Raw genomic sequence first — 19,490 nt, forward strand, 5'->3', positions numbered from 1 at the left:
TCAGAAATTTAAAGGTGAAACAGGTGTGATTTTTACAGCAATTGAATCGCATAAATACAATGGGCATTGCGACGATAAGAACGTATATGTTCGTACTTCTTTCAAATGATTATAAAAAGAAGAAATGTCCATTTTTTTGAGTGGCTTACAGCGTTTATGCCTTGTGTTTGCAGCCTGAATTTTGTCGTTTATGTACTCAAAAAACCGTTCAATATCATGCACAATATCTCCATCTAATGCTCGTAGAAAATCCGCAAATTCCTCCTCTAATTTGTTCTTTGATGCAAGACGACTATACTTAATTAAATACATCTTTTCGGGGTATATTGAAGACGGTGCGGGCTTTTCTCGGCGCAAAGTCAGTTTATCGCCTTCGGTTACGAACAAATCCGATGCGGCCAACGACTTGGCAAAATTGGTCAGGAGCTTGTGTAAAACGGCTTTTGTTTTTAGCTCCTTGCAATGCTGCATCAAATCGGTAGTAAGTACATGATAGTTGATAAACACGTGGCCATCAACGTATTTTTCAAGCAGGATTTGGCGCAACAAATCGCTGGTTACTTCCTTGCCTTCGTATGAATTGGCTTGTTTTTGCTGCAACTGCTGTTCCAACTCCTCAATCTTTCCCAGTGCGATTTGATACTCAAGCTGTGTAGGTCGCTGCTTGAGTTCGGCTATCTCTTCTTCCAACGCGCTCGGCTCTGGCTCTGCCTGCGGCGTGGGTGTGGCCGACTTCTTATGCAGACCACCCAACCCGAAACCTGCTTCGCGGACTGGCTGCGGAGTTTCAACCTTTTGCATCGGTACGTCGATGTAAAGCGTTGCTTGTTGTGGTACTTCTTCGGCGGTTACGTCCTCCACCAAAGAACATTGCTTTGGTGGTTTTCGTTTGTCCGCAATTGCGGACACCGATTTGGCTGTAACCTTTCGGCCTGTTACTTGAGCGGTGTCGGTGGCCTCTTGCCAAACCTCTGACCGATGCGCAGAACTGATGTTTGACAACTGCCTGTATTGAGCTTCATTTTGCGGTAAATCAGTAACGCCTGATTCGATGAGCTGCTCACGAACCTCTACGGCTGCGATGTACTGATAAGCCGTGCTGCGGCCAATGCCATGTTTTTCGGAGATGTATTCCTCAAAAGTGTTGTAGCCTTCTCGATACAGGCGTTTTTCCTGAATCTCTAATAGAGCTGCGCCAACTTCCAAAAAAGCCTGTTTGTTTTTCTCTATAACAGCCTCTAAGTCAAGAAGTCTGTTAGATTCTTGGGTTGATAATACGTTAGGCGTTGTCATAAGCAAGCGTGTCGAAGTTTATCACTTTGGTAGGGTTGGAGAGCTTCCAGTCTGCGTATTGCTCTTTGATAGAGGCTATCAGCAAGGCCAAAAATTCAATCTCGGCATTGGCTTGCTCTTGTGCTTGGACGTCTAAGTGAATCGTATTGACCCAATCAACTAATTCTTTTTCCCTCTGATTATTAAGCATTTTGATGAATGCCATCAAACTCTCATAGCCAAAACGTATAGTTCTTGTATCGTACAAAAAGAATAGCTTATTGTAGTTCGCATTCCAGAATCTGTACACCGTCCAGAAATTGGCATCGTATTCCTTTTTGGAGTTGTCTGTATAAGGGTTAATAAACAGGTTGTACAGAAATTCCCTGATGTATTTGGCCTCGCCCGAATTGAACTTAATCGGAATGGCGGGCATTTTGCGTGCTATTTCTACCATTGCGTTTCCTCCATTTCTTTGCGGCGCATTTCTTCGTATCGCAACTGGCCTAATTGTTCTTGATATTTTTCGTAGGTAAGTACGCCATCAGGTAGCTTGCTCATTCCTTTGAATAGCATTAACTCAAGTTTCATGTTTTCGCCCGATATGCTACCTTTCTTAGTGGTATTCAGTATTTTATTTGCACAGATAGAGGCGCGAAATACACGGTCTTTGTTTTTTTGCAAATGCTTTATAATCATTTCAAAGCCTTTGTACATCTCGAATTTAGTTACATCAAAAGCCAAAGACCTTTCAAATGAAGTATCAAAGGAATACATGGTATCAATGTGTTGATAACCAGTATTTTTATTATTGTATGGTCGGTATATTGTTACTACGAATAATGATTCGGTAGCCGACGGTTGTTCTAATTTTTGTGCCATAAATTTTTTGTTGAAATGTTTTGAAAATCAACCGAGACACGCTACATTTGTGATGTAGTTACACGGTCTTACGGTTTGACCCCCTACAGCGAAGTGAAAGATTTGAAGCTCATAGCCCCAAGCTATGGGCATTTTTCGTTTACAGGCCGCCCAGCCGCGCCGCGCCCCCCTGTGAAATTTTAAAATTGCCCCAATCTTTCAATTTGCCGAAAAAAACCGATTTTAAAATTTGGCTTTTAGTATTGTTGTTTTGTGCACAAGCCGAACTTATCCACAAATCCACGTCATTATAACAATATGTTTTAGAATTAAAACATATTTTGAATCTTAAAATTGTGGCGATTTTTTCGCCAAGTTCCTTTTGTAAAATATTGAAAATCAACATTTTGTAAAATAGTGTTCTAAGCGAATTTTCGGGGTTTTGAGGGCTGTCTGGAGCTACTTGCGGAGCTTGTGGACATTCGTTGTTGATAACTGGAGCAGGGCTTGAATTGCCACCAGAAGGAGTGTTATTGGGTGTACTGGCTGCGAACTCTTCAACGGCCTCCGTTACCTCTAAAAGCTCCTGAAAGGCATTCAGGTTAATGTTCCAAAGCGTATTGAAGTGCTGAAACTTCTTTCCAAATTGGGGCTTGTCTGGGTCAGGGGTTGGGTTTTCGGCAATGCTGATAAAACCAAGTTCAATCATGCGTCTGCGATAGGCTTGCGCGGCGTGTCGTTTGCTGCGTGCGAACTTGGCCAAGAGCGCAGAAGATAACTCTATCGGGTCTCCATAGGCCACTTTCCCTGCATTAACCAACTGAAAATAAGTTTTGATAACGGCTTTAATGGTGTGATGGAAATTAAGCCTAATTTTCTGTTTGAGTTCCTTACAACGCTGGTTAAACAGGTCGATGGATTCAAAAACATTGCGGTACGCTGTTTTAATTTGGTCAGGCGAAATGACGTACTTGGGTTGTGGAATGGTGGGGGTTTGCTTTAAACTACTCATATTATAACAAATAATAATTTATAACATTCAATAAATATTTAGAAAACGGGGCAACAGATTACCCCGTCATCGGGAGGGCGAAGGCTATTATCCTACCTTCATATTTCTAAGGTCGGCCAATGCTTCTTTGGCCTGCCGCATAATCGCGGCTAAGGAATTTTGTTTTTCCTTGTATGCCATCAACTCATCTAATTGAGCCTGAAATGGTCTCAACTCTTCGCGGAACTTGGCGCACAAGCTATCGTTATAGCTGTGCTTTTTAATCATCTCTTGCAAAAACGCGACTTTCTCGCGCAGATACAGTTCGTCGTTGCTCATCATATGCACCAGATGTTTTGCACAAAGTGAACGGGTCGCCCTGTGCGGCCGAAATGCTTTTTTACTTCTTCTTTTGTTGCCTTGTCCATATTTTTGGAACACACAAAAAGTTGATTATATTTGTGTCGCATTATCATAAAACATTAAAGTTTTTTAGCCCTGCACACGCTCCAACGTTGCAGGGCTTTTTTTGTGAATAATTAAACCATTGGCCGCTGAAAATCAGCATAAAGAACTTTTTACGATTTGGCCAAAATCGCGGTGGCAAAACACGGCGCAAACCTGCCCCGTGCTTTTAAACAACTAACGGTAAACCATTTAAACATCATTCTACCTACTCTCAAAGAACTGATTGCCACACGTTTGCGGCCTTGTAAATCGTGGTAGCAGTACCACCACAATTTGATTAGCGAATAAACATTTAACTTAAATCAATTCTTCAGCGCGGAAACAGCAGATTACAGTAAGTTGTGTTACGCTGAATTGCAACCGTAGCAGGAATCGAACCTGCATCTTACATTGCTGTACGCTCTAAGCCATACTTTTTAAGCTATACGGTTTCCGTTGGTGGCACTACCGACCACCGTCTTCGGGTAATGGTAAAGAAAGTGCGGACTTTTACCGCTTGGTGCAGGCATACTTTTGAACGTTAGCGTCTTAGACCTCTCTGTTGGGTATGTTGTTCCTGCCATGCAGTTCCGTTCAAAACATTAATTGTCCCTCATGGGCTTTCTTTGTTGCATGGGCGGGACTCGAACCCGCGACCTTTGGGTTATGAGCCCAACGAGCTGCCAACTGCTCTACCACGCTTGAATTATTTTTTTATATTCTCGTACAGGTGAATATTATCTTCTATATAGTTTGCTTCAACAACAACAAACTCCGACCTGCCATTTAGTTTTTGGCGAAATGACGCAGATGTAACATATCCAAACTCTTTATTAAACGCTTTTATAAATAACTCTTTGCCTTTAGGCGAAAGCGTTTGATACTTCGATTTTATATCTGTTAAAGTTAATGGCATAACACACTTTTTGTTTAATGTAAAACACTCAGAATAAATGTATTTTTTCGATTTGGCACTGTATTTGTTACTAAATAACTTATATTTGCGTAACGGTTACGTGTTTGTATCGTTTTCGTTTACAAAGATTACAGTATTACTTATAAAAAACAAGTTTTTACATTAAACTTTTTACATAAATTATGGGAAAAGCTAATATTTCACATAGAATCAGTGAGTTAAGGGCAAAAAAGAGGGCAAAACAAAAAGATGTTGCCGCTTATTTAGGTGTCTCTACCTCCGCAATATCAGAATATGAATCTGGTCGTGCAAACCCTACACTGGAAAAACTTATCCTGTTAAGCCAATATTTTGGTGTAAGTCTTGATTATTTGCAGGGAGACAATCAAGAAATCACAGAGATTACAGAAGTTACAGAAAAAATATATGAATCTCCCAAAAATCAATTATTGGAGGAGTTGAGGGCTATAAATGAAAAGCTAACCGAGCAGGCTCAGATATTCATGCAGGAAATAACCTTCTTACGTAAAGCATTAGAAGCAAAAGACCATCAAATTGAGTCTAAGGACAAGCAGATAGAGCAGCTCATGGGAAAGTATTCGGTAAGTAAAGTGCCTCATGGTTTGCAATTTATTTTGGTGAGAAATAACTCATAAAAAAATTTGCTTGCTATCTTTACTTGCTAAGTATTAGCTATACGCAATACAGAGGCTTGAATATCAACCAATTGCAAATAATATTTGTTTGTGGCCTGAAAACAAAGACATTGTTTTTCGGTAAGGACAATTTTGTTTGCCTCTTAACAAAGATAAAAATGTATTACAATTCAATCATCGAAACGATTGGCAATACGCCATTAGTCAAACTCAACAAAGTAACAGACGGCATTAAAGGCACGGTGCTTGCCAAAGTAGAATATTTCAACCCTGGTAACTCGGTAAAAGACCGTATGGCCATCAAAATGATTGAAGATGCCGAAAAAGCAGGCATTCTCAGCAAAGGTGGTACGATTATCGAAGGTACTTCGGGCAATACGGGCATGGGCTTGGCCTTAGCGGCAACTGCCAAAGGCTACAAATGTATTTTCACGATGGCCGACAAGCAGTCCAAAGAGAAAATGGACATTTTGCGTGCCGTAGGTGCTGAAGTTGTGGTTTGCCCAACCAACGTTACCCCCGACGACCCTCGCTCTTACTATTCGGTAGCGCGCAAACTCAACGCCGAAATCCCTAATTCTTTTTACCCCAACCAATACGATAATCTTTCGAACACGGCGGCGCATTACGAAACCACTGGCCCAGAAATTTGGGAACAAACCGAAGGTAAAATCACGCATTACGCTTGCGGCGTGGGTACGGGTGGCACCATGTGCGGAACAGCCAAATTTTTGAAAGAACAAAACCCGAACGTCAAAACCGTAGGCATTGACACTTACGGTTCGGTGTTTAAGAAATATAAAGAAACTGGCGTTTTTGACGAAAACGAAATTTATCCGTATCTGACTGAAGGCATTGGCGAAGACATTTTGCCTAAAAACGTGGACTTTAGTTTGATAGATGAGTTCGTAAAAGTAACAGACAAGGATGCAGCTCTGATGGCGCGTCGTTTGTCGAAAGAAGAAGGCTTGTTTGTGGGTTGGTCGTGTGGTTCTGCCGTGCATGGCGCGTTGGAGTATGCTCGCAAAAACCTCAAAGAAGGCGATGTGATGGTTATTATTCTTCCAGACCACGGCACACGCTATTTGGGCAAAATCTACAATGATTCTTGGATGAAAGACCACGGCTTTGTGGAAACACGCCAATACGCAACGGCTCGCGACATCGTGGCGGCGCGTAACGGTTCGGCTAGCTTGGTAACAGTGGACAAAAATGCAACGGTTGCTTCTGTGATTCAGAAACTTACGCAAGAAGGCATTTCGCAAATCCCTGTAACCGATGGCGAAAATTTCGTGGGTAGCCTTTCGGACAGCAAAGTATTGAGCCGCCTAATCGAAAACCCAAGTCTTAAAACCAGTTCTGTAAGCGAGCTAATGGACAAACCCTTTACGTTCGTGGGCTTGGATAACACCATCGACGTGTTGTCGTCGTTGATTACGCGCGAAAACCCTGCCCTATTGGTGCGCGACGAAAACAACCAAGTGCAAATCATTACGCAAGCCGACTTGTTGGCGACCATTGCCAAATAATTTGTAGTAAAATCTGATAAACCAAAAGCGCAAGGCCTCCATCACGGAAGCCTTGCGCTTTTTATGTTGGCCAAAATACCTTATCCGCTATACTTTTGTTAATGTAAAACCGCACAACTTAGATTTTTTCGTGTAATACTTTATCTTAAATTCTGAAAATCTCATTTAAATATCAAGACTTTTGATTTACCTTGCAGCCGTCGTATGATTTTTGGTTGTGCGATGTTATGTATTGATTTTCAATAGATTAAAACAGATTTAAACCATGGTAGCACGCCCTTTCAACTTGCTTGGCTGGATAGAAGACAACAGACATTTGTTGCGCCCACCCGTTGGCAATCAGGTAATGTATAAAGCCAACGAAGATTTTATCGTGATGGTGGTCGGTGGCCCCAACTCGCGCCGCGACTATCACTACAACGAAGGCGAAGAGATTTTTTATCAGATAGAAGGCGACATCGAACTGAAAATTATAGAAGATGGCCGCCCCGTGAGTATTCCTATCCGTCAGGGCGAAATTTTCTTGTTGCCGCCACGCGTGCCGCATTCGCCGCGCCGTCCTGCCAATACGGTTGGGCTTGTGATTGAGCGTTATCGTGCTGAAAAAGAGCAAGATGGCTTTTTGTGGTATTGCGAAAATTGCGGCGAAAAACTCTACGAAGAATACGCACACGTTTCGGACATCGTTGCGCAACTGCCGCCGATTATGAATCGCTTTTTTGAAAATACGGAACATTGCACGTGCAAAAAATGCGGTACGGTAATGCAACGCCCCAGCTAACCGACTTTTTCACAAAGTAATAACACAGGTTTTCCCGATTGGAGTGTCGTGCCTATCACGTAGGCCGCGCCGCCGTCGGTAAGACCTGTTTTTTTTCGGATTTGCGCCACGCTGTCAGGAAAATTCCGAATGCTTACGTTAGCTTTCAAGTTCGGAATGGCCGCTTTGATGGATTTTTTATCGTAAGGCAAAAGCCCGTTGCACCGAAAAATACGCCCCGCAAAATCGGCTACAAGCGAATCAGACGTATATAAGTGGCTGTCTGGGTGGAGTTTATGTAAGCCAAAATGCGCAGCCACCCACCGAAACGCACCCGCTTTGAGTAGTCCTGCGTGCGGCTCATAGAGGTAGGCCAAAGGCTGTGGCGCAAACGTGCATTGCGTTTGGGCTTCTTGCGTCCAAGTAAAAGTTTGTGCGGTGTTTTGGCCATTGCTACGCAAATGAACTGCCGTAATGGGAGGCGCGGCATTAGGCGTATTTTCTTGATTATCAATCAAAAATAAAAGTTCTTTACATTCATTATCCACCGTAACAATATGTACGGCCTGCACGGGAGGCAGTTGCGCTAAGGCTTCTTTCAGGTCGAGCATGGGCGAGAGTTTGAGCAACCAACGCCGCGTTTTTTGCGCCAAAAGCGGCAACAAATCGGCTACGTTGGGTTGGCAATCGGCCAGCCTGAATACTTTTTGTTGGTGGTCGTTACGGCGTGCGGGGTCTAAATAAATCAGGTCGGCGCAGCCTTCGTATTTTTCCAGAAAATCCAAAGAATCCGTACAAACACATTCGATATGCGTCGCGCCCAACTGCCTGAAATTGTGCGCCGTAATGGCCGAAAGTTGCGGTTGTTGCTCTAAGTGTATGGCTTTTTGGAAAGATTGTGCCAAATAAAAACAATCTACACCCATTCCGCCCGTCAGGTCGAGTAGCGTCGCGCCTTGCGACAAACTGGCCTTGTATTGTGCGGCAGCCTGCGAAGAACATTGCTCCATCGAAAGAGACGACGCATAAATAATTTGTGGTGTGGCTGCCCATTGCGGCAATTTGTAGGCGGCTTTTTGGCGTGCGGCTACCTGTACGGCAATGTCGGCCATCGCTGTACCTTGCGGGGCTTTGCTTTTGAGCATTAGCGCGGCAGCAGACAGCGTTTTGTTTTTTTCGATAAAAAATTCAATATCAGGATTTAATAGATTTTGCCAATCTTGTAACATAGTTATTGCGTGTTAGGAGTATGCAGATGTCACGCCTACGGCGTTTTTTTTGCTGCAATTATTTCTACTACAAAGATGCTAAGCCTAAAGGCTTTGTAACCGCAATTTTATAGCAGAACTATTTTAAAATTTGCTCAGCGAATCCGTGTTTTAGATTCTATGAATTATTTCTTCAATTGATTGTATATTTATATTTTATACTTTATAAAATGATGTTTTTAAAACCCGTCAGGGTTGAAATATTGGTAGTGTAGTGAGGGTTTTGGCGTATATCAAAACGCCGTAGGCGTGGCATCTCTACTGCAATTTTGCCATAAAAATAAGCCACCGCAAAGGTAATGTTTTTGGCTAACTCCCAAATTGCGCAAGATTCGGGTTGTGCGGCTGCCACAATTTTGCATTTTTGCCAAAAATAAATCCATGAATACGCCACAAGACTTTCAATATGAGCGCATTGCGCAGGCCATCGAATTTATCCGAACACATTTCAAGCAGCAGCCCGATTTGGAACAAATCGCCGAGCATGTGCATTTGAGTCCGCATCATTTCCAACGGCTTTTTGTGGAATGGGCAGGCGTGAGTCCCAAGAAATTTTTGCAATACATTAGCCTCGATTATGCCAAGAAAATGATTGGTAATAAAGAACTTACACTTTTTGAGGTAGCGCACGAAACGGGACTTTCGGGTACGGGACGGCTACACGATTTGTTTGTGAACATAGAGGCCATGACCCCGCAAGAGTATCGACAGGGCGGACAACATTTGTCTATTTCGTACAGCTTCGGCCAAACGCTTTTTGGGGCGGCGTTGGTGGCTTCTACGCCCAAAGGCATTTGTTATTTGGCCTTTGCCGACGATGAGGCGCAGGCCTTCGCCGATTTGCAAACCATGTTCCCGCAAGCAGCCTTTAAGCAACAAACTGAACCGTTGCACGCGCAGGCATTGGCGGCATTCGGGACAAAAGACACTGCACTTTCAGCCATCAAATTACACCTAAAAGGCACTGATTTTCAGTTGAAAGTATGGCAAGCTTTGTTGCAAATTCCTGAAGGAAAATTATCCACGTATCAGCGCATTGCCGAACAAATTGGACAAAGTACGGCTTCCCGTGCCGTCGGGACAGCCATCGGCAGCAACGCAGTAGCTTACCTGATTCCGTGCCATCGGGTGATACAAAGTAGCGGTGGCATGAGCGGCTATCGGTGGGGTGTTACGCGCAAAACTGGTCTGATTGGCTGGGAAGCGGCACGAATAATCTAACATATTTATAGCGTTCTCTTTCTAAATTAAATTATTAGCCTTAAATTTGGGTAGTTGAATTTTTTTTGAAAATTATTTACTTATTTAAAGTATTTAATAAGGTAATCAAACACTACTTTTGGGGTTATGAAAAAGATTTACAGATACGCCGTTGTTTTAATGTTAGGAATGCTCGCACGAAAAGCGCAAGCGCAAGTAGGTATCGGAACTACTACACCCAATAATCATGCTGCTTTAGAATTAGTTGCTACGGACAAAGGTTTTTTGGTGCCGCGCCTCTCGCAGGTAGAGCGCAATGTCATGAGCTTGGGGCTTGCTGATCAAGGCATGATGATTTATAATACCAGTTTTATGAGGTTTGAATATTGGAACGGGGGTGCATGGACTGCGGTGGGCGTTCCTGCTGACAATTTGGGCAACCATATTGCGGGACAAAATATTCAGCTTGGGCCGCATTATTTGTCTAATAATGGCATGAGCGAAGGTTTGCAAATTGGTACGGGTGGCGAGGCTACTATTTCTACAAGTTCTTTGCCGTTAGGTAACACATTGCTTACGCTTGCCAATTATGTGTCTGGCGTCTATATGAGAATGACGCCCAATACCCTTTCTTCCTTGGGTTCTGTATTGAATTTTGATACAGAATCAGACCAGCCTATTTATTTCAAAACAGGCGGCACAACGGACATGACTTTAGAGGCTAATGGCAATTTGGGGATTGGCACAGCGGTACCTGCATACAAATTGGACGTAAACGGTGATATTAATATCGCTTCTACTTCCAAACTGCGTGTAGGCGGCGTGGCAGGAACTACTGGGCAAGTATTGGGAATCAATGCGTCGGGTAATATGGAATGGGCAACGCCAAGCGGTGGAGCAGACAATTTGGGTAACCACACGGCTACACAAGATTTGAACTTGAATGGCTATAAAATCTCTTCTCCTGGTAATATTATTTTTAACATAGGAGGTACAGATTTATTTCAAATAAACGCTTCTACTTTCGCGATTGCTTCTATGGCGGGGCAGTTTAGAGGAATTGCAGGTACTGTTTCTACGCCAGGTTTTGCCTTTAATTTTAACCCTAATACGGGTTTGTTTAATCCGTCGGCTGGTCAAATGGCTGTAACGCTAAATGGCGCAGAATCCACCAGATTTACAGGAACGGGTGTAGGTATCGGCACAAGTAACCCAACCCAAAAACTACAAGTAGTCGGCAATGTTTTGTTGGCCAATGAAGGGACGGCTTCCGAACTGCGTTTTGCAGAGCCATCGGCGGCAGGCAATAATTACACGGCATTTAAAGCGAGAGTCCAATCCGCTGATATTACTTATTGGCTTCCTAACGTCGCGCCAACGGCTGGCCAAGTGCTTTCCAGCGATGCGTCGGGCAATATGAGTTGGGTAACGGCTGGCGGTAGCGGCAACGTGTCGGTAGCCAGTGGTTCTACTAATTATATCCCCAAATGGACATCTGCCAATACATTGTCTAATAATTCTAATATTTACGATAATGGTACTAATGTCGGTGTGGGTACTATTACGCCAACGAGCAAACTACACGTGTATGGGGATATGAGCATTACCAATGCCGATAATTTTTATTTTACCAAAAATACATCTATTGGTGATGGCTTTTTCACGATGATGTATAATACGGACGTGATGGGAAGTGGTGCGCCAACCCAGACGTTACAGTTTTCTCCTCGTAACAATAACAATACAGGAACGGCGCAAACCGTAGAATATGTAATGGGCAAATACGCCAGTTCATTTGGAGGGTATCATGCTTTTGTTACGCGAGATGCTTCTAACGCCATGGCCGAAAGAGTAAGAATAGATTCAGATGGCAGTGTAGGGATTGGTACAACCGCACCAAATGCAACATTAGATGTAAATGGAGATGCGATTATTGCTGGGGATTTGGACATGGATTATAATTACATTGTTAATGTTGCAGACCCTGTTGACCCTGCCGACGCTGCCAACAAATCCTATGTAGATAGTTATGTAGATAGTTATGTAGATGATAATACGATTGTAAATCAATCGGGTATTAATCAGTCTGCCGATTTTAGAATTAGTGGCGATGCGGGTATCGGAACTTCATTGTCTATCGGAAAAGGTGCTGCGGCACTGGCAAGCAATCCGCATCGATTAGAAATTTGGGATAATAGTGCAGGTCTAGGTGCGGGTTATGCAACCTTACACGTATATGCGCGTACCAATGATAAAGGTGCCGCTATAATGGGGGTAGCCGACCAAACAGGCACTGATGATTTAAGTTCTGGCCACTGGGCTACGGGTGCTTTGGGTGCTTATGAAAATAATGGATTGAATGCTGGTGCTGCCTCAGATATTGGTGTGTATGGTTGGGCTGGTGATTGGGGTAATACTTGGGGCGGTTTGTTTGCCTTTGGGGGAACAGACCTTACAGATGCTACTTCTTTTGTGGGATTAGCTGGTAGCAACGGCGTAGCTGCTACTTTCGTGGGTGGCAAGGTTGGCATTGGTACCAAAGGCCCTAATTCCTTGTTTTCTGTCGGAACTATTGGTAATGGTTTTCAGGTGAATAATACGGGTAACATTGTGTCTTTGAATGGCGTAAGTACCAGTTTCCCCTCAGCTAATGCGGCGGGTGTACTCACCAACGATGGTACAGGCGCATTAACTTGGGCAACGCCAGCAGCTGTTACAGCCTCTAATGGCCTAACGGCAACAGGAACAAATATCCAATGGGGCGGTACATTAAGCAGCACCGTAACCATTGAGCAGGCTTCCAAATCTATTTTCTTTAATAACGGACATATTGCCATGGGCGGAACGGGATTGGTCAATCCAATGGCTGCCGACCGCGCCCTGACAGTAAGTGCCGCAACGGCATGGACTGATACTAAGAATGTGGCCTTAGATTTGGTTGGTAATGCGAATACTTATAGCACGAATACGGGTGCTATTAATTTTGTTGGATTAGCTGCGGGAACAGGTACCCCTTATCGCCGCGCCATGATTTCTACGTTATCTGGCTCTACCCAAACAGGAAATGGCCAATTGGCTTTTTATACTTACAACGGCTCTCTTAATGAAGTAATGCGCCTGACAGAAGGTCGTCGTATAGGCATCGGAACGGCAGCACCTAAAGTGCGTTTGGAAGTGTTAGATGATGGCATTAAAGTGGTGAATGATACGCTTACTAAGATTAGCCAATTGAGTACTTCTACTTCGGCATCTGCTAACAAAGTGGCTTTACACGTAGTTTCCAGTGGTAGTTGGCTTGGAAATAATACAGGATTAGTTGTTAATGTGGGTGGTACTGCTATCAATAACTACGCGGCTTTATTCAACGGCGGTAATGTAGGGATTGGGACAAATGCTCCTGCCAAGCCTTTGGTCATTGAGCGACAAGGGGATTATTCTGAAATTGATGTGCATACATTTGGTGGTACAGCCTCCTCGGATATGTATTCGGCCTTAGTGTTGGGTCGCGGACGTGGTACGCAGACTACTCCAACTGCTTCGCAGGCTGGGGACGTATTGGGTGCATTGGTTTTCAGAGGTCATGGAGGTTCGGTGTGGCAAACAGGGGCATCACAAATTCATGCAGAAGCCACACAAAATTTTTCGGCTACCACGGCAGGATCCAGACTCATGTTTTCGACTGTGCCTAATGGCGGTGCTGTGGCTTCGGTGCGTATGGCCATCGACCAGAACGGCAATGTAGGTGTCGGAACAATTGTGCCAACTTCTTCGCTGACTGTAAATGGTTCTGTGGCATTACCTATCAAAACGCCTCCAAATGGTGCTTATACTTTTGCTGATACAGATTTTACAGTAATTAGAGCAACAGGTACTACGGGGGCATTTACTTTGCCTGCTGCCAGTACTTGTTCTGGGCGAATATATACGGTTGTAAATCAATTGGCATCAGCTATTAGTATTTCTTCTTATACATCAATTAATGGAGGAGGAACTACCATAGTAGCTGCGGCTAGCTCTGTCATACTACAAAGTAATGGTACTATCTGGCTTCAAATTAAGTAATAATCTGATTTTTAGATATAGAAAAAAAAACGCTTTGTCCTTCGTTGGGCAAGGTGTTTTTTTATGGTTTTTAAAATAAAATACGAAATTGTACTTTTCTTGTTTTTATGGTATTTATGCAAACGAATTAAATTTTGACTATTTTAATAATTGTGTTACTTTCGTCGAAAAACGAAATCTTTCTAATCCATGATAACACCAGAGAATACCCCTTACAAACCCCAACACCACATACGTTTGGTTACGGCGGCTTCCTTATTTGATGGCCACGATGCTGCCATTAATATCATGCGCCGCATTATGCAAAGTACTGGTGCTGAGGTGATTCACTTAGGGCACAACCGTTCCGTAAACGAAATCGTAAACTGTGCCATTCAAGAAGACGTGCAAGGAATTGCGATTACTTCGTATCAGGGCGGCCACGTCGAATACTTCAAATACATGTACGATTTGCTCAACGAAAGAGGTTGCGGACATATAAAAATATTTGGCGGCGGCGGCGGAACGATCCTGCCTTCAGAAATCGAAGAATTGCACGCATACGGGATTACGCGCATTTATAGCCCCGACGATGGCCGCTCTATGGGCTTGCAAGGAATGATAAATAACGTACTTCAAAACTGCGATTTTGAAACCTACAATCCCGCGAAAGACCAAAAATATTTACCCGAAATGATTGCTTCTTTACAACAAAAAGAAGCCAAAAATATAGGCCGTCTTATTTCGATAGCCGAAAATTTCCCCCAAGATGCCCAATACCTCGAAACGCTCATTAAGCCACAGTTGGAAAACAACAAAGTGCCTGTGTTGGGGATTACGGGTACGGGTGGCGCGGGTAAGTCCTCGCTCGTAGATGAGTTGGTGCGCCGCTACCTCATTGATTTTCCAGATAAAACCATTGCCATTATTTCCGTGGACCCGTCCAAACGCAAAACGGGTGGCGCATTGCTCGGCGACCGTATTCGCATGAACAGCATCAACAATCCGCGTGTTTATATGCGTTCGTTGGCTACTCGCCAGTCCAATTTGGCTTTGAGCAAATACGTGCAAGAATCTATTGACATTTGCAAGGCCGCTGCTTTTGATTTGGTGATTGTCGAAACCTCAGGCATTGGCCAATCTGACACGGAAATTATCGAACATTCAAACGCTTCGTTGTACGTGATGACTTCCGAATATGGAGCTGCCACGCAACTCGAAAAAATTGATATGCTCGATTTTGCGGACATTATCGCCATCAATAAATTTGATAAACGTGGTTCGCTTGATGCCCTTCGCGACGTGCGCAAGCAATACAAACGCAACCACAATCTTTGGGATTTGACCGACGAGCAACTCCCGATTTATGGTACTATCGCCAGCCAGTTCAACGATGCAGGTACAAACGTATTGTATCGCCGCCTCATGGACAAAATCACTGAAAAAACGGGTATTGTTTTCCGTTCTACTTTCGAGCTGACGCAAGCCGTACAAGCCCAGAAATTTGTGATTCCGCCCGACCGCGTGCGCTATTTGGCCGAAATCGCCGAGTACAACCAAATGTACAAGGATTATGTAAACGAACAGTCGGCCATTGCCAGCCGTTTGTATCAGCTTAACGGGACGCTCGAACACCTCAACGCCGAAATCGAGCGCAACAAAGACAACAAAGAAATGGTACAGCATTACCAAACTTTAGTAGCTGATTTACAAAAGGTTTACGACCGCACCAACAACGAGTTGGCGGGTGAATGCCGCATGGTAATTCAGAACTGGAAATATTTGGTAAGCAAATACAAAGCTGATAAATACGTGTATCAGGTGCGCGACAAATCCTTTGAGCAAGACCTTTACACGACCTCGCTTTCGCACACACGTATCCCGAAAGTTTCTTTACCAAAATACAACGATTGGGGCGATATTTTGCGTTGGAGATTTACCGAAAACGTCCCAGGCAAATTCCCGTATGCGGCGGGTGTGTTCCCGCTCAAACGCGAAGGCGAAGACCCAGCGCGTATGTTTGCGGGCGAAGGCGGCCCCGAACGTACCAACAAGCGTTTCCATTATGTGTCGCAAGGAATGCCAGCCAAACGCCTCTCTACGGCTTTCGACTCGGTAACACTCTACGGCGAAGACCCTGACCACCGCCCCGACATTTACGGCAAAATCGGTAATTCGGGCGTGAGTATTGCCAACCTCGACGATGCCAAAAAACTATATTCGGGCTTTAATCTTTCCGACCCAAGCACTTCGGTTTCGATGACCATCAACGGCCCTGCACCGATTTTGCTATCGTTTTTTATGAACGCCGCCATTGACCAACAATGCGAAATTTATATCAAAAAGAACGGTTTGGAGAAGGAAGTAAACGCCAAAATTGAGGCGATTTATAAGGCAAAAGGTTTGCCGCGCCCTGTTTACAATGGCACTTTGCCCGAAACCAACGACGGTTTGGGTTTAATGCTGTTGGGTGTAACGGGAGATGAGGTATTGCCAGCCGACGTGTACGCGCAAATCAAAGCAAAAACGCTTTCGGTGGTGCGCGGTACGGTACAAGCCGACATCCTGAAAGAAGACCAAGCGCAAAACACGTGTATTTTTAGCACCGAATTTGCCTTGCGCATGATGGGCGATATTCAGCAATATTTTATTGATAAAAATATCCGCAATTTCTATTCGGTGTCTATTTCGGGTTACCACATTGCCGAAGCAGGTGCAAATCCTATTTCACAATTGGCCTTTACGTTGGCCAACGGCTTTACGTTTGTGGAATATTATTTGTCGCGCGGCATGAATATCGACGATTTTGCGCCGAACTTCTCGTTTTTCTTCTCCAACGGCACTGACCCCGAATATTCGGTTATTGGTCGTGTGGCGCGTCGTATTTGGGCGAAGGCCATCAAACACAAATACAAAGGCAACGACCGTTCCCAAAAACTCAAATATCATATCCAGACTTCAGGCCGCAGTTTGCACGCCCAAGAAATCGCCTTCAACGACATTCGCACTACGCTACAAGCCTTGTATGCGATTTATGACAACTGTAACTCACTGCATACCAACGCTTACGACGAGGCCATCACGACCCCGACCGAAGAAAGCGTGCGCCGTGCAATGGCTATTCAGTTGATTATTAACAAAGAATTGGGCTTGGCCAAAAACGAAAACCCGATACAAGGCAGCTTCGTGATTGAGGAGCTTACCGACTTGGTGGAAGAGGCTGTTTTGGCTGAATTTAAGGCTATTTCCGAACGTGGCGGCGTGTTGGGTGCGATGGAACGCATGTACCAACGCAGCAAAATTCAAGAAGAAAGTCTTTATTACGAGACGCTCAAACACGATGGCAGCTTGCCGATTATTGGGGTAAATACTTTCCTCGACCCGAACGGCTCGCCGACTATCGTACCGAAAGAAGTAATTCGTTCGACGACCGAAGAGAAAGAATTTGCGATTGCCTCGCGCGATTCGTACCAAAAACGCAATGAAGCCATTAGCGTAGAACGTTTGCGCCATTTGCAAGAAACGGCCATCGAAAACGGCAATATTTTTGAGAGTCTCATTGAGGCGGGCAAAGTGTGTACACTTGGCCAAATCTCGAAAGCCTTGTACGAGGTGGGCGGCCAATATCGTCGTAATATGTAACGGTAACACGTATTGCACGGCAGTGTATATCTTAACCTGTAAGGCTCTTAGAGCCTTACAGGTTTTTTTATTACCTGACCACCGAAAGTTTCTGAACTTTTGGGGCGGGCATGCCGTCGGCGTAGAGTTGGCAACCGTAAAGTCCTTGTGGAAGGCCTGATACATCGACTCTTGTGGCGCGTTCGAGTACGGACAGCCGTTTTTGCAATAGGATTCGGCCAGTTCCGAGTTCGTAGATTTTTAGGTTTGCGTCTTGGCAAGTGCTTGGCAAGCTGTAATCCAGTCGCACGGACTGCGCGGCAGGATTGGGGTAAATGTTGCTAATCGTGGTGCTTTGGCGGTTAGAATTGGGTTTGTTGCCAGTGATGGTACCGTCTGGGTGAAGGATGGCCTGTGTAGAATCTTTGCAGCCCCAGTGGTTAGTAATGACAAGTTTGATGGGCAAGCCGTTGGGGTAGTTGGCGGCAGTAACCTGATAACTGAGCAGCGAATCGGAACCGATGTAAGTGCCACCCGCGTACCAAGCGTAACCGAGCGAGTCGTAATAAGTGATATTTGAAATAGAGGTGCTTTGTAGCAGCAGGGTATCGTTGCCGAAGGCCGCACCGAAACTGGCCTGTGGCGGATTCTGGCAGAAGTTAGTAACAGGATTGCCTACGCCACTAATCTTGGCGATATAGAAATTTTGGCCGTAGCCATTAGGGTATAAGGTGTCTTCTGCTACTATATTTGTATTATCTCCTGCAATATAGACACTTCCTTGCCCATCAAAATAGGCCCCCCCATTCATATTAAAAAAGTTGCCAACAAGACAGGCTGTTTGTTGTGTATTAGGAATGCAAGCTTGTCCTAAAGTTACCGTCCAAGAGGTGTCCCCTGTGGCAATGTCGAGTAAGTGTAAATTGAGTCTTTGTCCTGAAGTAACAATGGCATTTTCTACCAAAACTTTTTGGTTTTGCATTTCGATGGTATGCTTATTGGCTCCAATATTGCCCAATTTCTCCCACAAAAATTCAAAGTTAGGACTAAGGTGCGCCAGATAAGAGCCACCCGTTCCGCTATTGGTATAATAGCTTCCGGAGAGCATAAGACTTCCGTCGGTCATTTGGTTGAGGTAGGCATAATAGAAATTGGCATTGATGGCAGCGAGTGCAGGCGGCAAAAGGTTGCGTGTTTGTATGAGATTGCCCGTGCTTTGGTCGATTTCGAGTCCCATGAGTCCGTGTCCAGATTCGGCACCGGAGCAGAACAAATGTCCGTTGGGGAGTTGTAGTACTTGCGTGATGTAGTTTGTAGCTCCGCTTTGTGGGTATTGCTTCGCCCAAAGTTTGAGACCATCAGGGTTCACACAAACGGCAAAAGAAACCTTAGAAGAAGAACAAGTAAAAGCATTTAAAACGGTAAACTGCCCCACCATGATGATATTGCCATTATTAAGGATGATAGCATCATTAATAGAAACATGTCCACAAGTATCTAAGAGGTTATTGCTTTCCCAAATGATTTCGCCCGTATAGTCCACATACCATAAGAAGGGAGTGGCGGAACTATAAGTACTTGCTCCTACAGAATAATTACTCAAAGTAGCTCCTACTAAATATTGTCCAGCAGGAGCAGGAAAAATATTTTTGATGTATCCTTTGGGGTGGAGATTTCGGTAGCTTTTCGTCCAGAGCGTATCGCCAAGGCTATCGACTGCAGCCAAGAAAGTACGATTGTCGTCATGATCACCACCGATCCAAAATCCTTTATTTTGAGTAGGAGCAATACATATTGCTGACTGTAGATATTTCTTTTTGATGGGTTTTACCCATTCGATGTTTTGGGCGGGTAGTAAGTAGCCCAAGAGTAGGAGCAGGGAGGTGAGAAGGCATTTTTGCATGGGGTAGAAAAGGAAAAGCCTTCCT

The 19,490-nt window shown here is 44.3% G+C and carries 16 protein-coding genes and 1 tRNA gene; 6 read left to right on the forward strand and 11 right to left on the reverse strand.

Translation table 11 applies throughout. The annotated features are described in order from the left end of the window. From BM090_RS16950 to BM090_RS16980, 8 genes are all read right to left on the reverse strand, one after another. On the reverse strand, positions 1–1,293 hold the full coding sequence (locus BM090_RS16950; protein WP_091516443.1) for a hypothetical protein: 1,293 nt from the start codon (positions 1,291–1,293) through the stop codon (positions 1–3). Further along, a complete protein-coding gene (locus BM090_RS16955; protein ID WP_091516447.1) occupies positions 1,280–1,729 on the reverse strand; it encodes a hypothetical protein in 450 nt (149 codons plus the stop codon). The genes BM090_RS16950 and BM090_RS16955 overlap by 14 nt, the downstream gene beginning before the upstream one ends. Beyond that, positions 1,723–2,154, reverse strand: a complete 432-nt coding sequence (locus BM090_RS16960) for a hypothetical protein (protein ID WP_091516451.1) — start codon at positions 2,152–2,154, stop codon at positions 1,723–1,725. The genes BM090_RS16955 and BM090_RS16960 overlap by 7 nt, the downstream gene beginning before the upstream one ends. Before the next feature lie 139 nt (positions 2,155–2,293). Continuing rightward, entirely contained in the window at positions 2,294–3,145 is an 852-nt protein-coding gene (locus BM090_RS16965) for a hypothetical protein (protein ID WP_091516454.1), read from the reverse strand. A gap of 87 nt (positions 3,146–3,232) precedes the next feature. Further along, on the reverse strand, positions 3,233–3,466 hold the full coding sequence (locus BM090_RS16970; RefSeq protein WP_143084022.1) for a hypothetical protein: 234 nt from the start codon (positions 3,464–3,466) through the stop codon (positions 3,233–3,235). Positions 3,467–4,008: 542 nt separating this feature from the next. Continuing rightward, positions 4,009–4,155: a hypothetical protein gene (locus BM090_RS18530; RefSeq protein ID WP_177199996.1), complete on the reverse strand. Its 147-nt coding sequence runs from the start codon at positions 4,153–4,155 to the stop codon at positions 4,009–4,011. A 45-nt stretch (positions 4,156–4,200) separates the two neighbouring features. Further along, positions 4,201–4,273: transfer RNA gene (locus BM090_RS16975), tRNA-Met, on the reverse strand. A gap of 4 nt (positions 4,274–4,277) precedes the next feature. Beyond that, the gene (locus BM090_RS16980; protein ID WP_091516461.1) at positions 4,278–4,487 is read right to left on the reverse strand and encodes a hypothetical protein; all 210 of its coding nucleotides are present in this window, start codon (positions 4,485–4,487) and stop codon (positions 4,278–4,280) included. 182 nt (positions 4,488–4,669) lie between these two features. Here BM090_RS16980 and BM090_RS16985 point away from each other — a divergent pair, with 182 nt between their 5' ends. The 3 genes from BM090_RS16985 to BM090_RS16995 all read left to right on the forward strand — a co-directional run bounded on the left by BM090_RS16985 (position 4,670) and on the right by BM090_RS16995 (position 7,453). Then, the gene (locus BM090_RS16985) at positions 4,670–5,143 is read left to right on the forward strand and encodes a helix-turn-helix domain-containing protein (protein ID WP_091516464.1); all 474 of its coding nucleotides are present in this window, start codon (positions 4,670–4,672) and stop codon (positions 5,141–5,143) included. A 158-nt stretch (positions 5,144–5,301) separates the two neighbouring features. Continuing rightward, on the forward strand, positions 5,302–6,672 hold the full coding sequence (locus BM090_RS16990) for a cystathionine beta-synthase (RefSeq protein ID WP_091516467.1): 1,371 nt from the start codon (positions 5,302–5,304) through the stop codon (positions 6,670–6,672). A gap of 265 nt (positions 6,673–6,937) precedes the next feature. Then, the gene (locus BM090_RS16995) at positions 6,938–7,453 is read left to right on the forward strand and encodes a 3-hydroxyanthranilate 3,4-dioxygenase (RefSeq protein WP_091516470.1); all 516 of its coding nucleotides are present in this window, start codon (positions 6,938–6,940) and stop codon (positions 7,451–7,453) included. Here BM090_RS16995 and BM090_RS17000 read toward each other — a convergent pair. Together BM090_RS17000 and BM090_RS17005 are read right to left on the reverse strand one after the other, a co-directional pair. Then, a complete protein-coding gene (locus tag BM090_RS17000) occupies positions 7,450–8,661 on the reverse strand; it encodes a THUMP-like domain-containing protein (protein ID WP_091516472.1) in 1,212 nt (403 codons plus the stop codon). The genes BM090_RS16995 and BM090_RS17000 overlap by 4 nt on opposite strands. Before the next feature lie 202 nt (positions 8,662–8,863). Continuing rightward, positions 8,864–9,052, reverse strand: coding sequence for a hypothetical protein (locus tag BM090_RS17005; protein ID WP_143084023.1), 189 nt, complete (start codon positions 9,050–9,052; stop codon positions 8,864–8,866). A gap of 29 nt (positions 9,053–9,081) precedes the next feature. On the opposite strand from BM090_RS17005, the gene BM090_RS17010 reads away from it, so the two are divergent. From BM090_RS17010 to BM090_RS17020, 3 genes are all read left to right on the forward strand, one after another. After that, positions 9,082–9,921, forward strand: coding sequence for a bifunctional transcriptional activator/DNA repair enzyme AdaA (locus tag BM090_RS17010; RefSeq protein ID WP_091516477.1), 840 nt, complete (start codon positions 9,082–9,084; stop codon positions 9,919–9,921). A 126-nt stretch (positions 9,922–10,047) separates the two neighbouring features. Beyond that, positions 10,048–13,962, forward strand: a complete 3,915-nt coding sequence (locus BM090_RS17015; RefSeq protein ID WP_143084024.1) for a beta strand repeat-containing protein — start codon at positions 10,048–10,050, stop codon at positions 13,960–13,962. A 189-nt stretch (positions 13,963–14,151) separates the two neighbouring features. Further along, positions 14,152–17,583 (forward strand): methylmalonyl-CoA mutase family protein, encoded by a 3,432-nt coding sequence (locus BM090_RS17020; protein ID WP_091516484.1) that lies wholly within the window; start codon positions 14,152–14,154, stop codon positions 17,581–17,583. Between the two features lie 70 nt (positions 17,584–17,653). On the opposite strand, the gene BM090_RS17025 is transcribed toward BM090_RS17020, so the two are convergent. Then, positions 17,654–19,465 carry a T9SS type A sorting domain-containing protein gene (locus BM090_RS17025; RefSeq protein WP_091516488.1) on the reverse strand — a complete coding sequence of 604 codons (1,812 nt, stop codon included), beginning with the start codon at positions 19,463–19,465 and terminating at the stop codon, positions 17,654–17,656. Positions 19,466–19,490 lie beyond the last annotated feature (25 nt).

The sequence above is a fragment of the Flexibacter flexilis DSM 6793 genome (genome assembly GCF_900112255.1).
Taxonomy (GTDB): Bacteria; Bacteroidota; Bacteroidia; order Cytophagales; family Flexibacteraceae; genus Flexibacter; species Flexibacter flexilis.